Annotated in this window: 12 protein-coding genes; 10 read left to right on the top strand and 2 right to left on the bottom strand. The window is 67.1% G+C overall.

Annotated features, from left to right (window positions below; genetic code table 11):
• Positions 1-607: 607 nt before the first annotated feature.
• Genes ABZX10_RS10205 through ABZX10_RS10215 form a run of 3 tightly spaced genes read left to right on the top strand, consistent with a single transcriptional unit; the run spans position 608 to position 2,278 of the window.
• The gene (locus tag ABZX10_RS10205; protein ID WP_355538257.1) at positions 608-1,147 is read left to right on the top strand and encodes a hypothetical protein; all 540 of its coding nucleotides are present in this window, start codon (positions 608-610) and stop codon (positions 1,145-1,147) included.
• A 31-nt stretch (positions 1,148-1,178) separates the two neighbouring features.
• Positions 1,179-1,679 carry a hypothetical protein gene (locus ABZX10_RS10210; RefSeq protein WP_355538260.1) on the top strand — a complete coding sequence of 167 codons (501 nt, stop codon included), beginning with the start codon at positions 1,179-1,181 and terminating at the stop codon, positions 1,677-1,679.
• A gap of 53 nt (positions 1,680-1,732) precedes the next feature.
• Positions 1,733-2,278, top strand: a complete 546-nt coding sequence (locus ABZX10_RS10215; protein WP_355538263.1) for a hypothetical protein — start codon at positions 1,733-1,735, stop codon at positions 2,276-2,278.
• Between the two features lie 1,373 nt (positions 2,279-3,651).
• On the opposite strand, the gene ABZX10_RS10220 is transcribed toward ABZX10_RS10215, so the two are convergent.
• The gene (locus ABZX10_RS10220; protein ID WP_355538266.1) at positions 3,652-4,194 is read right to left on the bottom strand and encodes a helix-turn-helix domain-containing protein; all 543 of its coding nucleotides are present in this window, start codon (positions 4,192-4,194) and stop codon (positions 3,652-3,654) included.
• 102 nt (positions 4,195-4,296) lie between these two features.
• On the opposite strand from ABZX10_RS10220, the gene ABZX10_RS10225 reads away from it, so the two are divergent.
• Positions 4,297-5,844, top strand: a complete 1,548-nt coding sequence (locus ABZX10_RS10225) for an MFS transporter (RefSeq protein ID WP_355538269.1) — start codon at positions 4,297-4,299, stop codon at positions 5,842-5,844.
• A gap of 271 nt (positions 5,845-6,115) precedes the next feature.
• Here the strand turns inward: ABZX10_RS10225 and ABZX10_RS10230 are convergent, their stop codons facing one another.
• A complete protein-coding gene (locus tag ABZX10_RS10230; RefSeq protein ID WP_355538272.1) occupies positions 6,116-7,228 on the bottom strand; it encodes an alpha/beta hydrolase in 1,113 nt (370 codons plus the stop codon).
• Positions 7,229-7,588: 360 nt separating this feature from the next.
• On the opposite strand from ABZX10_RS10230, the gene ABZX10_RS10235 reads away from it, so the two are divergent.
• From ABZX10_RS10235 to ABZX10_RS10260, 6 genes are all read left to right on the top strand, one after another.
• Entirely contained in the window at positions 7,589-8,359 is a 771-nt protein-coding gene (locus ABZX10_RS10235) for a deoxyribonuclease IV (RefSeq protein ID WP_355538275.1), read from the top strand.
• Positions 8,360-8,417: 58 nt separating this feature from the next.
• Positions 8,418-9,017 (top strand): methyltransferase domain-containing protein, encoded by a 600-nt coding sequence (locus tag ABZX10_RS10240; protein WP_355538278.1) that lies wholly within the window; start codon positions 8,418-8,420, stop codon positions 9,015-9,017.
• Positions 9,018-9,131: 114 nt separating this feature from the next.
• Positions 9,132-10,964 carry an acyl-CoA dehydrogenase gene (locus ABZX10_RS10245; protein ID WP_355538281.1) on the top strand — a complete coding sequence of 611 codons (1,833 nt, stop codon included), beginning with the start codon at positions 9,132-9,134 and terminating at the stop codon, positions 10,962-10,964.
• Positions 10,965-11,245: 281 nt separating this feature from the next.
• The gene (locus ABZX10_RS10250) at positions 11,246-12,619 is read left to right on the top strand and encodes a hypothetical protein (RefSeq protein ID WP_355538284.1); all 1,374 of its coding nucleotides are present in this window, start codon (positions 11,246-11,248) and stop codon (positions 12,617-12,619) included.
• A 153-nt stretch (positions 12,620-12,772) separates the two neighbouring features.
• The gene (locus tag ABZX10_RS10255; RefSeq protein WP_355538287.1) at positions 12,773-13,441 is read left to right on the top strand and encodes a hypothetical protein; all 669 of its coding nucleotides are present in this window, start codon (positions 12,773-12,775) and stop codon (positions 13,439-13,441) included.
• 35 nt (positions 13,442-13,476) lie between these two features.
• The gene (locus tag ABZX10_RS10260) at positions 13,477-15,435 is read left to right on the top strand and encodes a YhgE/Pip domain-containing protein (RefSeq protein ID WP_355538779.1); all 1,959 of its coding nucleotides are present in this window, start codon (positions 13,477-13,479) and stop codon (positions 15,433-15,435) included.
• Positions 15,436-15,465 lie beyond the last annotated feature (30 nt).

Raw genomic sequence — 15,465 nt, forward strand, 5'->3', positions numbered from 1 at the left:
CGGAGTTGGAGGCCGCGTACTACGCTGCGAGGACACCCCACCACCAGGTGCCGGTGACTGTTTGAGTCAGTCTCCGGACACCCCGGGGCGGTTCACGCCGTCCGACCCCACCCCCAACCAGGGCGGCAACGGCATGAACGTCCAAACCCCGAACCAACCCACCACCAACCCAAACGGTATCTTCGGTCCGACTCAGGCTCCTGGGGTTTCGACACAGCCGGCTTCGCCTTCGCCAACCACATTGGCTCCGCCGAGCAGCCCATCGCGTCCTCCTTCGTCCCCTGATGTACCGCAGCAACAGCCTTCTGATGGGAACGAAGTAACGCCCCAACAAGTACTGCGCTACACGCAATGCGTCGAAGACTGGCAGAACGGTCTTCCCGCGATCTCCACGGGCCTTGGCGGAGGCGGCGGGGCAGTCGGACCCTATTCTCGGGCTCCAATTTCCTTCCCCGCCGACGGGTGCGCCTGCATCAGCCCTGTTGCCAGCCCAGGCGCCTCGAACGAAACAACCAATCTCGGAATCTTTGGCTGCGCTCCCTACAACCTCAAGTGCCTAAAGGACCGCTGGGATTCAGCAGCTGACTGCCTAATGAATATCGCCAAAATGATCGGCATGATCGGCGGAGTAGCGAAGATCCTCGACGTCCTCCGTCGATTGGCCAAGAAGAGCAAAGCTATCAAGAAGATCGCGGACGAGGTTGCAGACTACCTCAAGGAAGCCGAAAAGGAACGCAAGAGCAACGCCGAGAAGATAGGCAAAATACTCGGTAAGATTGCAACAAACAAGAAGGTTCTCCTCCTAATCCTCAGCATACTCGGGATCTCGGATCTCTATGATTCGTGCGTCGGATTCCTAAACGATGCGTTCGGACTGGATCTGCCCAAGATTGGGGACGGCGAAGACGAAGGTGACGGCGACGGCGACAGCGGCGACAGCGGCGACAGCGGCGAGGGCAGCGATAGCGGAGGCGAGCAGGGTACTGGAGGTTCAAACCCGGCCCCAAGCCCAGTGCCCGCGCCACCCGCAGAGCCAGCACCCGTTAGCGAACCCACGCCGCCTGTCCCTCCTGTTACTGAGCCCCAGCCGGAAACCACTCCGGCTCCAGCGCCGAGCTGCTCTCCCTATCCGGCGTGCATCGTTTAGTCCGATCAGTCAACGAATAGAGGAAGTGAACGTGAACAACATGCGGCGCCGCGTAAACCGAGGAATGTTGGCTTCATGCGCCGCCTCGACGCGCCTGTCAAAAGCGATTATCGTTACCGCATCGATTTCGCTCGTCGCAGCAGGCTGCACGGGTAATAAGGATCTCGGCCCCACGGTGTCGTCCACAGTCGCACCAACTAGTGACAGTTCGAAAGAGGCGCACGACGCCGCCGTGGGGATGTACAGCGCAGTCGTTGCAGGCGACTACCGCAAGGCATATGGGTACAGATCCCAAAAATGTCGAGAAGCTGTTGCGGAAGACAAATACATAGCCGCCGCCACATCATTGTACTCGTGGAGAAAGCTGTCCAAATACCGCGAACCGTTTATCATCGTCTTAACGGAACAGACGCCAAGCACTGCGAAAATTCAGGCGATCTTCCAGGATGTACCTAATTCTTACAATGATGACAAGAGCCCTCGATCATGGGTTAAAGAAGAAGGTCAGTGGCGCTATGATGAATGCCGCTAGCGCGTCCTCGTCCGCTCTGAACTCCGCCGACCAGAAGAGAGGAGCACTCGTCAATGAGTGAAGAAGAGACTGATCGGAGCGATCAGGAGGGCACTCAGTCGCCGCCTACAGCGGATCGGACATCGAAGCGAATGATCTTGGCGTTCGCCTTGTTAGCCGTCGCAATAGTGGCAGTTGCAGCGTTCTCGGGATACAGTTTCGGTCGAAACAACCCGTCTGAGACCACTGTTTCAGACTCTGAAAAGCGCTCTATTGAGGCAGTCAGCAATCTAATAGAACGCTACAACAGCAACGACTACAAATACATTGCGGACAACAGCTGCGGCGAATTGAAGGCGCGCGCCATCACAGATCTTGGTGGCCTAATGGACTTCGCCGGAGACGGAGCACCATCTGCTACCCGATATCACGTAGATAATATCGGAAATTTCAGATACTTCTCCGAAGCTGGCCTCGTAGGCCAAATCTATGCACAGGCCAAAATTCGCTACCCGAATGATTCTGCTGCGCGCGAATTTGTTGCATCCTTCACCCTGCTTAAGGGTAAGCAGGACAATCAATGGAAAGTCTGCACGGCATACCTGATGAGCAGTAAGTAGTAGCTTGTGCGCCTGTCGAGAATAAGAGGAGACGTCATCGCTATGCGAACCAGCGATAGTTGCGCTACAGCTTCTCCAAAGAAGCGAGTAACAAGAGGTGTTGCTGTGTCAGCAGCACTAATGTGCATGACAGTCTCTCTGAGTGCTTGCGGCACCCCCGGGTCCGCACCGAGCCCCGAGGCGAGTCCATCCTCTTCGACGCCAAATTTCTATGGCCCATATGACCTCATCCCGGGGCAGATTATTGCCCCGTCAGTACGTAGTGATGAGACTACGGATGCGCCCAGGCCAGGCGTATGCGGGAGGGTTAGGGGGCAGTCCCCGACGGCCGAGTTCGTCGCCACGGACTGTAAGAGTGCGCAGGCGGTGGTCAAGGTGGTCCAACTGGTAAAGTGGCCTGGCGAATGCACCGGTGACGTCGATCAAAAACTGTTTCGCGGCTATGCGAACCATAAAGACGGATGGACCGCATGCATGGATATCAATTGGACGCCAAGAAAGTGCGTAAGCGTTGCAGACAACTACTCCCAACCGTGCCAGGTAAGCTCCAAAGATCGCTGGCAACTTAGTCGAGTGATTGCAGGCACCGCGGACCCCTCGCTGTGTCGATCGACAGAAAAGAACTATCTCCATCCTATTAGGAAATTCACTGTTTGCGTGATCCCCTCTTAGGCTCTCCGGTATCCATCCCTTTTGTGTGGCACGCCTATCTATCTTTATGTCTCGCAGAAAGATAGGCGGCTAGGCTTAGTGTTGTAAATATCGCTGCTGCTAATGCGAATCCGAGAGTGATCTGAGCCCAGTCATTCCAACTGCTAAATGGCTGCCTAGTGGCGACCCAAACTGCAGACACACTACTGATTATCCAGCTAACCAAGATGACGAAGTAAGGCCAGGGGCGTGGGCGGCTGCGCGGACCGCTACCCGATCGTATTGCCTCTGCTATAGCCATCGCCGAGTAGGCGATCGGAATTGCTGTGAGACAGATTGCGAGCTTTGAAGCTCCTGACGGAAGGTCCAACTGCAATAGGCCACCGATCCACCGTGCCAGACCGACGCTTACAGCGAAGCTGATCAGAGCCACGAAGAATATTCCCATTACGCCTAGAAGCTGCGACAGCAATGACTTCACTCTTGGTACGCTACTTCATTCGCGAACGATCCGCGATGTTGAACCTCAGATCAGTCCGGTTACGACACGGCGGAACTTCCGCCCTCCGGCCGCGACAAGGCAAGGAGTGTCTACATTGGATCGTTCCTGAGACAACCCGAGGACTGATCCGTTCGCCCAGGTCGCAGGTGTAACACGCCCCGTGTCCGCAACAGCGTCACCCGCTCGCGACACACAGACAGGACGACCGTCTATCGGGACGTCAGGGCGCCCCGTCGACCATGCGGGCGACGACGGCAAGCAGGCCTGCCATCTGCTCGTCGGTGGCGCGGCGGCGGCCGCCGCTGAGGGCGGCGTCGTAGTAGAGGCCGTCGCCGAGGAGGAGCACCGCGCGGGCGGTGGCCTCTTCGGGCACCTGCTCCTGCACCGTCGCGAGGAAGCGGTCCTGCATCGAGCGGATCGCACGCTCGGCACGGTCGTTCGCGGCCTGGCTCAGCCGCAGCACCGCGACGATCGCGCGGTCGAGCGGCGAGTCGTCGTAGTTCGAGGTGCGCACGTAGTACTCCACGGCCCCCTCGGGCGCGGCGGCCATCAGCTCCACGTCGGCGGTGACGAGCTCGTCGAGCCAGTCGCAGAGCCCATCGACCAGGGCCTTCTTCGACCCGAAGTGGTAGAGCAGGCCGCCCTTGCTGACCCCGGCCTCGGCGGCGACGGCCTCGAGCGTCGCAGCGCGTTCGCCGTGCTCGATGAGGATCTTCACGAAGGCGTCGAGAAGCTTGGCGCGGGCGGCGGGAGGGGGTGGCACACCTCGCATCGTAGGGGTGATCGCGGTCTCTCGTTTCTGTACCGTCCAGCTGGTACAGTAACGGCGAACTCGAAAAGCCACGACACCTCAGGAAGTGCCGCCATGACCACCACGCTCCCCACCACGACCGCGTCCTCGCGCGCCACGGTGCGCGATTGGGGCGCGCTCGCGGTCCTCATGCTTCCGGTGCTGCTGGTGTCCATCGACGGGACCGTGCTCGGCTTCGCGTTGCCCTCGATCGCCGCCACCCTCGACCCCACCGCGGCCCAGCAGTTGTGGATCATCGACGTCTACCCGCTGGTGCTGGCCGGACTGCTGGTCTCGATGGGCAGCCTCGGTGACCGGTTCGGCCGCCGCCGGCTGCTGCTGCTCGGCGCAACCGGCTTCGCCGCGATGTCGGTGGTGGCCGCCTACTCCCCGACCGCAGTCGCACTCATCGCCGCCCGCGCAGGCCTCGGCTTCTTCGGTGCGATGCTCATGCCGTCCACGTTGTCGTTGCTGCGCAACATCTTCGCCGATCCGCAGCAGCGCCGGCTGGCCATCGCGGTCTGGGCGTCCTTCTTTGCCGCCGGCGCGGCGCTCGGCCCGATCGTGGGCGGCTTCCTCCTCGAGCACTTCTGGTGGGGCTCGGTCTTCCTCATGGCTGTGCCCGTGCTGATCCCGTTGCTCGTGCTGGCCCCGATCTTCGTGCCCGAGTCGCGCGACCCGAACCCGGGCCGCATCGACCCGGTGTCGATCGCGCTGTCGCTGCTCGCACTGACCCCGATCGTCTACGCCGTGAAGAGCCTCGCCAAGGGCGGCGATGCACTGTCGGTCGTCGTGCCGCTCGCCGTGGGCGTGGTCGCGACCGCGCTGTTCATCCACCGCCAGCTCCACCGCGCGGACCCCATGCTCGACGTCCGGCTGTTCACGAACCGCCGCTTCTCCGGCGCGGTCGCCGTGAACCTGCTCAGCGTGTTCTCGCTGGTGGGTTTCATGTTCTTCGTCAGCCAGCACCTCCAGTTGGTGGTCGGGATGAGCCCGATGGACGCCGGCTGGGCGCTGGTCCCGGGCCTGATCACCATGATGGTCGCCGGGCTGTACGTGGTGCGCGCCGTGCGGTGGATCGCGCCGTCGACCGTGGTGGTCTGGGGCATGCTCACCTCCGCCGCGGCGTACGCCGTGGTCGCCGCGTTCGCCTCGCCCGAGTCCACGCTCGCCGTGCTCATCGCGTTCGCGATGCTCGGCGTGGGAATCGGTGCCGCGGAGACACTCTCGAACGACATGATCGTCTCCTCGGTCCCCGCGGAGAAGGCCGGCGCGGCATCCGCGGTGTCCGAGACGGCGTACGAGCTGGGCTCCGTGCTGGGCACCGCGGTGCTCGGCTCGATCCTGGCCGGTGCGTACGCCGCCAACCTCGTGCTCCCCGCCGGCGTCACCGGCGCGCAGGCCGCGCCCGCCACCGAGACCCTGGCGGGCGCGCATCACGTCGCCACGCAGCTGCCCGCCGACGCCGCCGACGCCCTGGTCCGGGCCGCCGGTCAGGCGTTCGACGCCGGCGTCTCCGTGACCTCCGCGATCGGCGTGGTACTCATGCTGGCCGCAGCCTGGATCGCGCACCGCACGCTGCGGGCGCCGTCCTCGTCGGTCGCCACGACCGTCGCGCAGTAGTCCCGCAGCCGCCGCGCCGCGGCGCTCGCCGCCTCCGCGTGGCCGGCGAGCGTCGTGGCTGCTCGGGCGGCGAAGTCGATCACCTCCGGCGGTCCCGTGGTCGCTCGCCACGCCGCGGCCTGCGCGGCGAACCCGACGGCCGTCTTCTCCCAGTTCGCGGCGATCCGCTCCACCGCAACCAGATCCACCTCATCGCCGCGCATCCGTTCCCACCACCTCCGTCGATGCACCTTGCCACCGGTCATCCGGTCCCCCGTCCTGCCGTACCTCGTCACCGTGCAGCGGATCGTGCGCCCACCAGCACCTCCGCGAACGCCCCCAGCGACGACGACTCCTCGTCGAAGTACCCCGAGTGTGCGGCCACGCCGAATCCGGCCGGCCCGCCCGCGGGCAGCGCCGTCGCCCCGAACGAGGGCGCGGACGGGTCCGCCCCGAGGCCGAGTTCCACACCCCAGAGGCGCCGCAGGGCACGCCCGGCACCGTCGAACCCGCCCGCCGCCGGCACCGGGTCGTCGCGGTCGCGGGCCACGTACACCGGCACGCCCGTCTCCGCCGCCGAGCGCACCGGCCCCGCGCCGGGCGAACCCAGCAGGACCAGCGCATCGACGGTGCCCGCGAGCGCCCCATCCGCAGCCGCCGTGGCCACCGTCGTGGATCCGTAGCTGTGCCCGAACACCACCACGCGCGGGCGGTCCGGACGCATCCGCCTCAGGTCGGCGAGGTCGGCGCGCAGTTCTGCTGCGCCCCGGCGCGCGTGGACGCCGGTGAGCACCTGTCCGGCCGCCGCGGGGCCCGACGGCGCGTCGTACCCGATCCAGGCGACTGTCGCCGTCGCGGTGGTGGGGTCGGCGCGGCGGGCCGCGACCTGAAGTCGCGCGGCATCGAGGGTGACCGACCCGATGGATGCCGCCGTAGTCCCCATGCCGGGTACGACGACGCCGATGTTGCGCGCGGCGTCGAGGTCGCCGATCGCGACGACGACGGCACCGTCGCCTCCGAAAGCCGCCGGGTCGTACTCGATGAGCTGCACCGTTTCACCGCCCCGGGCGAGCTCGGCGAGTCGGCCGGCGATGATCGCCGCGATCTTCCGGTGAGGCCCGCTCCCGCCCAGATCGACGGCCAGCCGGGCCCGGTTCTCCAGGTCGCGCTGCGCCGCGGTGCGCGGGCGCGTCGGCAAACGCACCGGGCTCGACGGTGCGCCCGCCACGACCGCGGCGGGCAGCTCGATCGCTGCGAGGCGCGCGGCGAGTTCCCCTCCCCCGGATCGGATCTCCGCCGACGCCCGCTCCAGCGCCGACGCCAGCTCCCGCGCCGCCCGTTCCTCGAGCGCAGCCCACCGCGCGTACGCCGTCGCGGGCTCGCCCCGCCACACCCCCGTCTCCATGGCCCGACGGTAGGCCCCTGCCCTCCCTCAGCCGCCCTGCCGGGACACGGGGAACCGCGTGTTATCCACAGGACCGCGGTCCTCCACAGGGGAGAGCCGCGGTCCTTCTCGGGCGCATCACCCTTCAGACTGGGTGCTGCGCTAGCCCCTTGGACCCAAGGCAGATCCCGTCGCAGAACGCTTCGAAAGATCTGCGCACCGTCGGACTACGCGGCCGAGCGCCCGGGTGCCATGCGCGCCACGCACGGCCTGCCTCACGGAAATCGACCCCTACCTGCGAAAACCGATCCATGCTCTCCACGCATGGCTTCCGCAGGAGACACACCGACCCGCAGGCGCCGAGCCACTACGCTGAGACCCATGCGAATCGGTGCCCATGTCCGCAGCGACACCCACCCCGTCGAGACGGCCGAGAAACTCGGCGTGGACGTGATCCAGATGTTCGTGCAGGACCCGCAGTCCTTCGACAAACCGCAGCCGCACCCGCAGACGGAGGCACTCAAGGCGTCACCGCTGGAGATCGTCGTGCACTCCGCGTACCGGATCAATGTCGCCAGCCTCAACAACCGGCTGCGCATGCCGAGCCGCAACGCCGTCGCCCTGCAGGCGCAAGCGGCCGCGGACCTCGGCGCGTTCGGCCTGGTCGTGCACGGCGGCCACCTCCGCGAGGGCGAGGCGCTCGACGAGGGGATCGCGAACTGGCGCAAGCTGTTCACGCGCCAGGCGGAGAAGGGCGGGTTCGGCGTACCGATCCTGATCGAGAACACCGCCGGCGGCGAGGGCGCCATCGCGCGGCAGCTCGAGGCCATCGACCGGCTGTGGGACGCGGTGGGCGACCAGGGCGCCGGCTTCTGCCTCGACACCTGCCACGCCTGGGCCGGCGGCGAGGATCTGCTGGGCATCGTCGAACGGGTCATGGCGATCACGGGGCGCATCGACCTGGTGCACCTCAACAACTCCCGCGACGAGTTCGACTCCGCGCGGGACCGGCACGCGAACCTGCAGGACGGCACGATCGACCCCGACCTGCTCGCCGATGTGGCCCGCGCCGCCGGCGCGCCGATCATCCTCGAGACCCCCGCCGACGGTCTCGCCGACGACGTCGCGTACCTCAAGGAGGCGCTGTGCTGATCGCCGACCAACACTGTCGCCCGGACTCCGACGCGACCGCACGTCAGGTGGTGCCCTCGTGAACGCCCATGACTGGGACGACCGCTACCGCACCAGCGAACTGGTCTGGGGCGCACCACCGGACCCGTGGATCGTCGAGCAGGTGACGATCCTGCCGCCCGGCCGTGCCCTCGACGTCGGCACCGGCGAGGGGCGGCACGCGCTGTGGCTCGCAACGCGGGCGTGGGACGTGACGGCGGTCGACTACTCGCGCGTCGGCCTGGACAAGGCCGCCACGGTGGCGGCCCGGTCGCCGCGCACCGTCCGGGCCCGGCTGCACTGGACCCCGCTCGACATCACCGCCGACGAGGTCCCGGACCAGCCCTACGACCTCGTGGTCTGGGCGTACGTGCACCCCGCCCCCGAGCACCGCGCGGCGGCGATCGCCCGCGCCGCGGAGGCCCTCGCGCCGGGCGGCCTGCTCCTGCTGCTCGCGCACGAGCAGGCGGATTCGCATCCCGGCCTGCCCGTCTTCGGCGCCGCGGAGGTCTCCGAGGCTCTCCCCGAGGACATGGTGGTGGAGCACGTGGAATGGCGCGAGAGTGACCCGTACCACGGCACCGGCACTGACCTGGCGGTTCGGGCGCGGCGCCGCCGGGCCGACGTGATCACACCGTAGGGTGCTTGCACTTGTTCGCACGCGGGGAGCGCGTTATCCTATGGATATTACCGAGCGGTAACTTACCGAGAGGTAACACCCCGACAGCCTGATCTGAGAAGGTGGAACAGCCCCATGGGCCATTACAAGAGCAACGTCCGCGACATCGAGTTCAACCTCTTCGAGGATCTCGGCGTCGGCGAGGTGCTGGCTTCCGGTGCGTACGGCGACCTCGACGAGGACACCGCCAAGGAGATGCTGCACGAGGCGGCCCGTCAGGCCGAGGGCCCCATCGCGGAGTCCTTCGCCGAGGCCGACCGCAACCCGCCCGTCTTCGACCCCGAGACCCACGAGGTCAAGATCAACGAGGCCTTCAAGAAGTCGCAGGCGATCTTCGCCGACGGCGGCTGGGCCTACCTCGGCCTGAACGACGAGCTGGGCGGCACCGACGTGCCCCGCTCGCTGTACTGGGGCATCGGCGAGCTGTTCCTCGGCGCCAACCCGCCCGTCTTCATGTTCGCCGCGGGCCCCGGCTTCGCGCAGATCCTCTTCGACGAGGGCACCGACGAGCAGAAGAAGTGGGCGAAGATCGCCGCCGAGCGCAACTGGAACGCCACCATGGTGCTCACCGAGCCGGACGCCGGCTCCGACGTGGGCGCGGGCCGCACCAAGGCCGTCAAGCAGGAGGACGGCTCCTGGCACATCGAGGGCGTGAAGCGCTTCATCACCTCGGCGGTCATGGACGGGATGTTCGAGTCCACCTTCCACCTCGTGCTCGCCCGCCCCGAGGGCGGCGCGCCGGGCACCAAGGGCCTGGGCCTGTACTTCGTGCCGAAGCACCACTTCGACGAGCAGGGCAACCTCGGCGAGGAGAACGGCGTCTACGTCACCGGCGTCGAGCACAAGATGGGCATCAAGACCTCCACCACCTGTGAGGTCACCTTCGGCGGCCACGGCAAGCCCGCCAAGGGCTGGCTCGTGGGCGAGGAGATCAAGGGCATCGCCCAGATGTTCAAGGTCATCGAGCACGCCCGCATGATGGTCGGCACCAAGGCCATCGGCACCCTCTCGACCGGCTACCTCAACGCGCTCGACTACGCCAAGCAGCGCGTCCAGGGCGCCGACCTGACCCAGATGGCCGACAAGACCGCGCCGCGGGTGACCATCACGCACCACCCGGACGTGCGTCGCTCGCTGCTGACGCAGAAGGCCTACGCAGAGGGCCTGCGCGCCGTGTACCTGTACACCGCCGCGCACCAGGACGTCCGCACCGCGACGCCCGTGTCGGGCGCCGACGAGGAGATGGCCTACAAGGTCAACGACCTGCTGCTCCCGATCGTCAAGGGCGTCGGCTCCGAGCGCGCCTTCACGCTGCTCGGGACCGAGTCGCTGCAGACCTTCGGCGGCTCCGGCTTCCTGCAGGACTACCCGATCGAGCAGTACGTCCGCGACTCGAAGATCGACTCGCTGTACGAGGGCACCACCGCCATCCAGGCGCAGGACTTCTTCTTCCGCAAGATCCTCCGCGACCGTGGCGCCGCGCTCGGCCACGTGGCCGGCCAGATCACCGCGTTCATCGAGGCCAACGCGGGCGGCGCCTTCGCCGCCGATGTCGCGCTGCTGAAGACCGCCGCCGAGGACGTGCAGGCCATGGCCGCCACGCTCACCGGTTTCGCGCTCGCCTCGCAGCAGGAGCCCAAGGAGCTGTACAAGGTGGGCCTCGGCTCGGTGCGCTTCCTCATGGCCTTCGGCGACCTGATGATCGGCTGGCGCCTGCTGCACCAGGCCGTCATCGCGCAGGCCGCGATCGACGGCGGCGCCACCGGCGCCGACAAGTCCTTCTACGAGGGCAAGGTCGGCGTCGCGAAGTTCTTCGCTGCCAACATGCTGCCGCTGCTGACCTCCGTCAAGGACGTCGTCGCGGCCGTCGACAACCAGGCGATGGACCTCGACGAGGCCGCGTTCTGATCGTCGCTCCGTAACACCGAGCACCTCGAGGGCGCCCCGACCACCGGTCGGGGCGCCCTCGCCCGTTCCCGGGTTCGACGGTGCGCCGCCCGCGGCCGGCGCGGAGGGCGCGGACCGCTCTGGGTTCACGGTCGGCGAGGCACCGTCGTCTGTCATCCGAACGGATGAATATGGCCCGGACCGACCCCTGCGATTCCGTACTTGTCAGCCTCAGATGCGAAGATCTTCTCAAACAGCCCGAAAGCCATTGGGGCACAGGCTAATTATCGGAGGTCATTAGTATGGGTCGTCATTCCGCACCCACCGCACTCACCCGCGCTGCGAAGCGCGCGAGCGCAGCCACATCCGTCGTCGCCGCCGGAGCCGCCCTCACCGTCGGCACCGGCGTTGCCCACGCCGAGGTCATCCCCGGTTCGGATGCCGCGGGGGCCCAGTACGCCAAGATCCTGAATCAAGGGACGGTGGGCGCGATCAACGCGATCAACGCGAGCGCGCCCGTGATCGGCAAGGTGATCGGGACCTGGAAAGGCATCCCCGTCGTCGGCACGGTGGTGAAAGTGGCCCAGAACGCGTCGCTCGGGAGCACGCAGTCCTTCGACCAGATCCGAATCAGCGCGCCCGTCTTCGGGTCGCTGTACAACCAGCCGATCGCCTACACCGGCACCAGCCCCGACGGGCCGTGGGGCGTGTACGACCGGGTCATCGAGTACAAGGGCCTCTTCGGCGATCTACGCACCGTGACCGGCTTCAGTTGGGGTAGCTCCGGCGGCGTCGGTGGCGCCCCATTCTTCGAGCTCACCAGGTATGTCGATCCCTTTGGCATCACCTCGACCGCAGCAAGCGGCTGGGCCCCGACGCTGAACATCGGCAACGGCGGCTTCGGCTTGGCGAGTGGAGGCGCCTGGGTCGATGGCACAGTGAAGAACCTCCTCGGCGGCGACGCCGGGTTCTACGGTCCGTTCGACGTCAGTCTCGATAACAACGGGTTCAAGCTCGCCGGCCCAACCATTTACGGCGGCCCCAGTATTCCCGGCCTGGGCAAGGTGGACTTCGGGCTGGTCACCGGGCAGATCGCCATCGACAAGTCGGGCAAGGTCGTCCTCGTGGGACCTGCGCTGACCAACGAGGACTGGAACGGCCCCGCGTCGATCACCTCCCCCGGCTACGGCACGGTGACCGGCGGATTCGACACCGGCGGCCTCGAGCTCAACGGTGCGAACTCGAAGCTCACCGCCCCCAAGGCGTCGGTCAGCGCGGAGTCGAACGACCTGGCACCCGTCGGGAAGATCAACGTCGGCGGGTCGTTCGACGGTGGCACTGTCGACCGCACCGGTGTCACCGGCACCACCGGCAGCGTGACGGGTGGCACGACCACCACCAAGACCACCTCGAACACGGACAACACCGACCCGACCGAGCCCGTCACCACGACGAAGACCACGGAGACGAACAACCAGCTGACCCTGTCGGGCACCGGCTCCAGCTCCTCCGTCCCCGTCGTCAGCGGCAACTCCACCACCACGACCACCACGACGGGCACCGAGACCACCGGCACCGGTGACGACGCCGTGACGAAGAACCTGCCGACCGAGAAGACGGTGACCAGCGACACCGTCCGCTCCGACGGCACGACCTCTCACACCACCACCCCGTAGAACGCAGCCGGGACCACAGGGCACCGTCGGGAATCGTCCCGGCGGTGCCCTCCGCTGTCCCCACGCCGTGCCACCCATGCTTCCGTCTCCGCCGCCCCTCCCGGTCCGTAAACTTCGTGACGACCCGCGCCCGACAGACGGAGAGCCGAGCCCATGGACGAATCACGCCCTACTGACGTCGTGCTCGCGGCGCACGACCTCGGTGTCGACGGGGAGCACGGACCGCTGTTCCGCGGCATCGACCTGGAGTTCGACCGCGGCCTGCACGCCGTGCAGATGCCGGCGGGGCCGGACCAGAACGCGCTGCTCCTGACGCTGGCCGGGCGCCTGAAGCCCACGCACGGCACCGTCGACGCCCTGGGCGCGAGGAGCCCCGGCGCGATCCGCAAGAAGTGCGCCGTCGCGGCGTTCGAGGGCATCGACGACCTGGACGAGTCGGTCACCGTCGAGACCGTCCTGGCAGAACAGCGGCGCTGGCTCGCGCCCTGGTACTCGATGGTGCCGCTCAGCGCCGGGCGGCTCGAGATGGACCGCGTGTTCGGCGACCTCGACCGTCCCGGACCGCGGACCCGCATCGTCGAGCTGACGGACCTGCAGCTGTTCCTGCTCCGGATCACCCTGGCCCTGCTCAGCAATCACCCGATCCTCATCGTCGGCGACCTCGAGCAGGTCCGCGACAACCCCGGCCGCGCCGACGCCGTGCAGCGGCTGGGGGCGATCGCCGAGCAGTACACCGTGATCGTCGGGGTGACCAATCCCCTCGGCGGGACCGCGCCCCAGCACACCCTGCACGATCGACGCGCCCTGACCCGGAAGGACTGATTCTCGTGTCCGAGAAGAAGAGCCGCCTCATTCCCATCGTCGCCGGACTGGCCTTCGGTTCCGAGATCAAGCGCTTCGGGCGCAGCCGGCTCACGCGCGCCGCGATCGTCGTGATCATGCTGCTGCCGCTGGTGTACGGCGCGCTGTACCTGTGGGCCTTCTGGGATCCCTTCGGCCACGTCAACAAGATGCCGGTCGCGCTGGTCAACGCCGACAAGGGCACCGAGGTCAAGGGCCAGAAGATCAACGCGGGCGCCGAGGTGGAGAAGTCCCTCGCGGACGACAAGAGCCTCGACTGGCACATCGTCTCCCCCGCGGAGGCCGCGAAGGGCGTCAAGGACGGCACCTACTACTTCATGCTCGAGCTGCCGGAGAACTTCTCCTCTGCTATCGCCTCGCCCATGTCCGGCAAGCCGGAGAAGGCACAGCTGCGCGCGGTCTACAACGACGCCAACAACTACGTCAGCTCGACCATCGGCCAGTCGGCGATGGCGCAGGTCCTCAACGCGGTGTCCACGCGGATCTCCGGACAGGCCGTCAATCAGGTCCTGTCGATGGTCATCTCCGCCGGCGCGGGCATCGAACAGGCCGCCGACGGTGCCGGCAAGCTCGCCGACGGCCTGGACACCGCCGACGACGGCGCCAAACAGCTCGCCACGGGCCTGACCACCGCGAAGACCGGCTCGGCGCAGCTGCGGACCGGGTCCCAGCAGCTCTCCGACGGCATCAACCAGGCCACCGACCCGATCCTCGCCATCACGAGGGCGCTGTCCGGGCTGGGCGGGAACACCGCGCAGCTCCAGCAGAGCGCCACCGCCCTCGCCGACGCCGCCGACAAGGCCGGGGTGTTCATCAAGACGCAGGACGCCGCGCTCGCCGGCATCGACGCCGCCATCAAGCAGCTCACCGCCAGTCCCGATCCGGCGGCCCGGCAGGCCGCGGAGGGCCTGCGGGCGGTGCGGGCACAGCTGGCGCAGGCCTCGGTGCCCGCCGCCGCGAAGCAGCAGGTCGTCGCGGCGTCGTCCGCGGCCGCCACGCTCACCGAGCAGCTCCGCACCCCCGGCAGTCCCCTGGCGACGATGCTCGGGCAAGTGGGCACCACCGGCACCGACCTCACCGCGAAGATCACGCAGTTGCGCTCCGGCGCGGCGCAGCTCGCGGCCGGGAACGCCACGCTCGACGACGGCATCACCCAACTGTCCGACGGTGCCGGCAAGCTCTCGGACGGGACGGGGCAGTTGCGCACCGGCGGCCGCGAGCTGGCCACCAAGCTGCACGAGGGCGCGGGCTCAGTACCCAAGTGGACGGACGAGCAGGCCTCCCAGGTCGCCGAGACGATCGGCGGGCCGGTCCAGCTGGACGCGTCGCACGAGAACCGGGCACCGAACTTCGGCTCGGGCATGGCTCCCTTCTTCCTCACGCTGGCGCTGTTCTTCGGTGCGCTGGTGCTGTGGATGGTGTTCCGGCCCCTGCAGAACCGCGCCATCGCCGCGGAGGTGTTGGCGATCCGCGTGGTGATGGCCAGTTACCTCCCGGCCGCCGCGATCGGCCTGTGCCAGGCGGTGATCCTGTACTGCGTGGTGCGGTTCGCGCTGGGTCTGGAGGTCGCCCATCCGATCGCGATGGTGTTCTTCATGATGGGTGTCTCGCTCGCCTTCATCGCGTTCACGCAGGCGGTGAACGCGCTGGTCGGGCCTGCGGTCGGGCGCGTGCTGATCATGGCGCTGCTCATGCTGCAGTTGGTGAGTTCCGGCGGCATGTATCCGGTGGAGACCACCGCCAGACCGTTCCAGGTCCTGCACAAGTACGACCCGATGACCTACGGCGTCAACGGTCTCCGGCAACTCGTGCTCGGCGGCATCGACCACCGGCTCTGGGTCGCGATCGGGGTGATGATGTTCATCTGGGTCATCTCGATCACCGTCTCGTGCCTGTCCGCGCGGCGCAACCGACTGTGGAACCTCGACCGGCTCATGCCCGCGATCAAGATCTGAATCGCGTATCGACACCGCTACCCGCACCCA

The organism is Tsukamurella sp. NPDC003166, assembly GCF_040611135.1.
Lineage (GTDB): Bacteria > Actinomycetota > Actinomycetes > Mycobacteriales > Mycobacteriaceae > Tsukamurella.

Excerpts from the sequence above, each read along its gene's own strand:
- ABZX10_RS10205 (WP_355538257.1), top strand. The coding sequence starts at position 608 with ATGATCGGCATGATCGGCGGAGTAGCGAAGATCCTCGACGTCCTCCGT.
- ABZX10_RS10215 (WP_355538263.1), top strand. The coding sequence starts at position 1,733 with ATGAGTGAAGAAGAGACTGATCGGAGCGATCAGGAGGGCACTCAGTCG.
- ABZX10_RS10225 (WP_355538269.1), top strand. The coding sequence starts at position 4,297 with ATGACCACCACGCTCCCCACCACGACCGCGTCCTCGCGCGCCACGGTG.
- ABZX10_RS10230 (WP_355538272.1), bottom strand. The coding sequence starts at position 7,228 with ATGGAGACGGGGGTGTGGCGGGGCGAGCCCGCGACGGCGTACGCGCGG.
- ABZX10_RS10235 (WP_355538275.1), top strand. The coding sequence starts at position 7,589 with ATGCGAATCGGTGCCCATGTCCGCAGCGACACCCACCCCGTCGAGACG.
- ABZX10_RS10245 (WP_355538281.1), top strand. The coding sequence starts at position 9,132 with ATGGGCCATTACAAGAGCAACGTCCGCGACATCGAGTTCAACCTCTTC.
- ABZX10_RS10250 (WP_355538284.1), top strand. The coding sequence starts at position 11,246 with ATGGGTCGTCATTCCGCACCCACCGCACTCACCCGCGCTGCGAAGCGC.
- ABZX10_RS10255 (WP_355538287.1), top strand. The coding sequence starts at position 12,773 with ATGGACGAATCACGCCCTACTGACGTCGTGCTCGCGGCGCACGACCTC.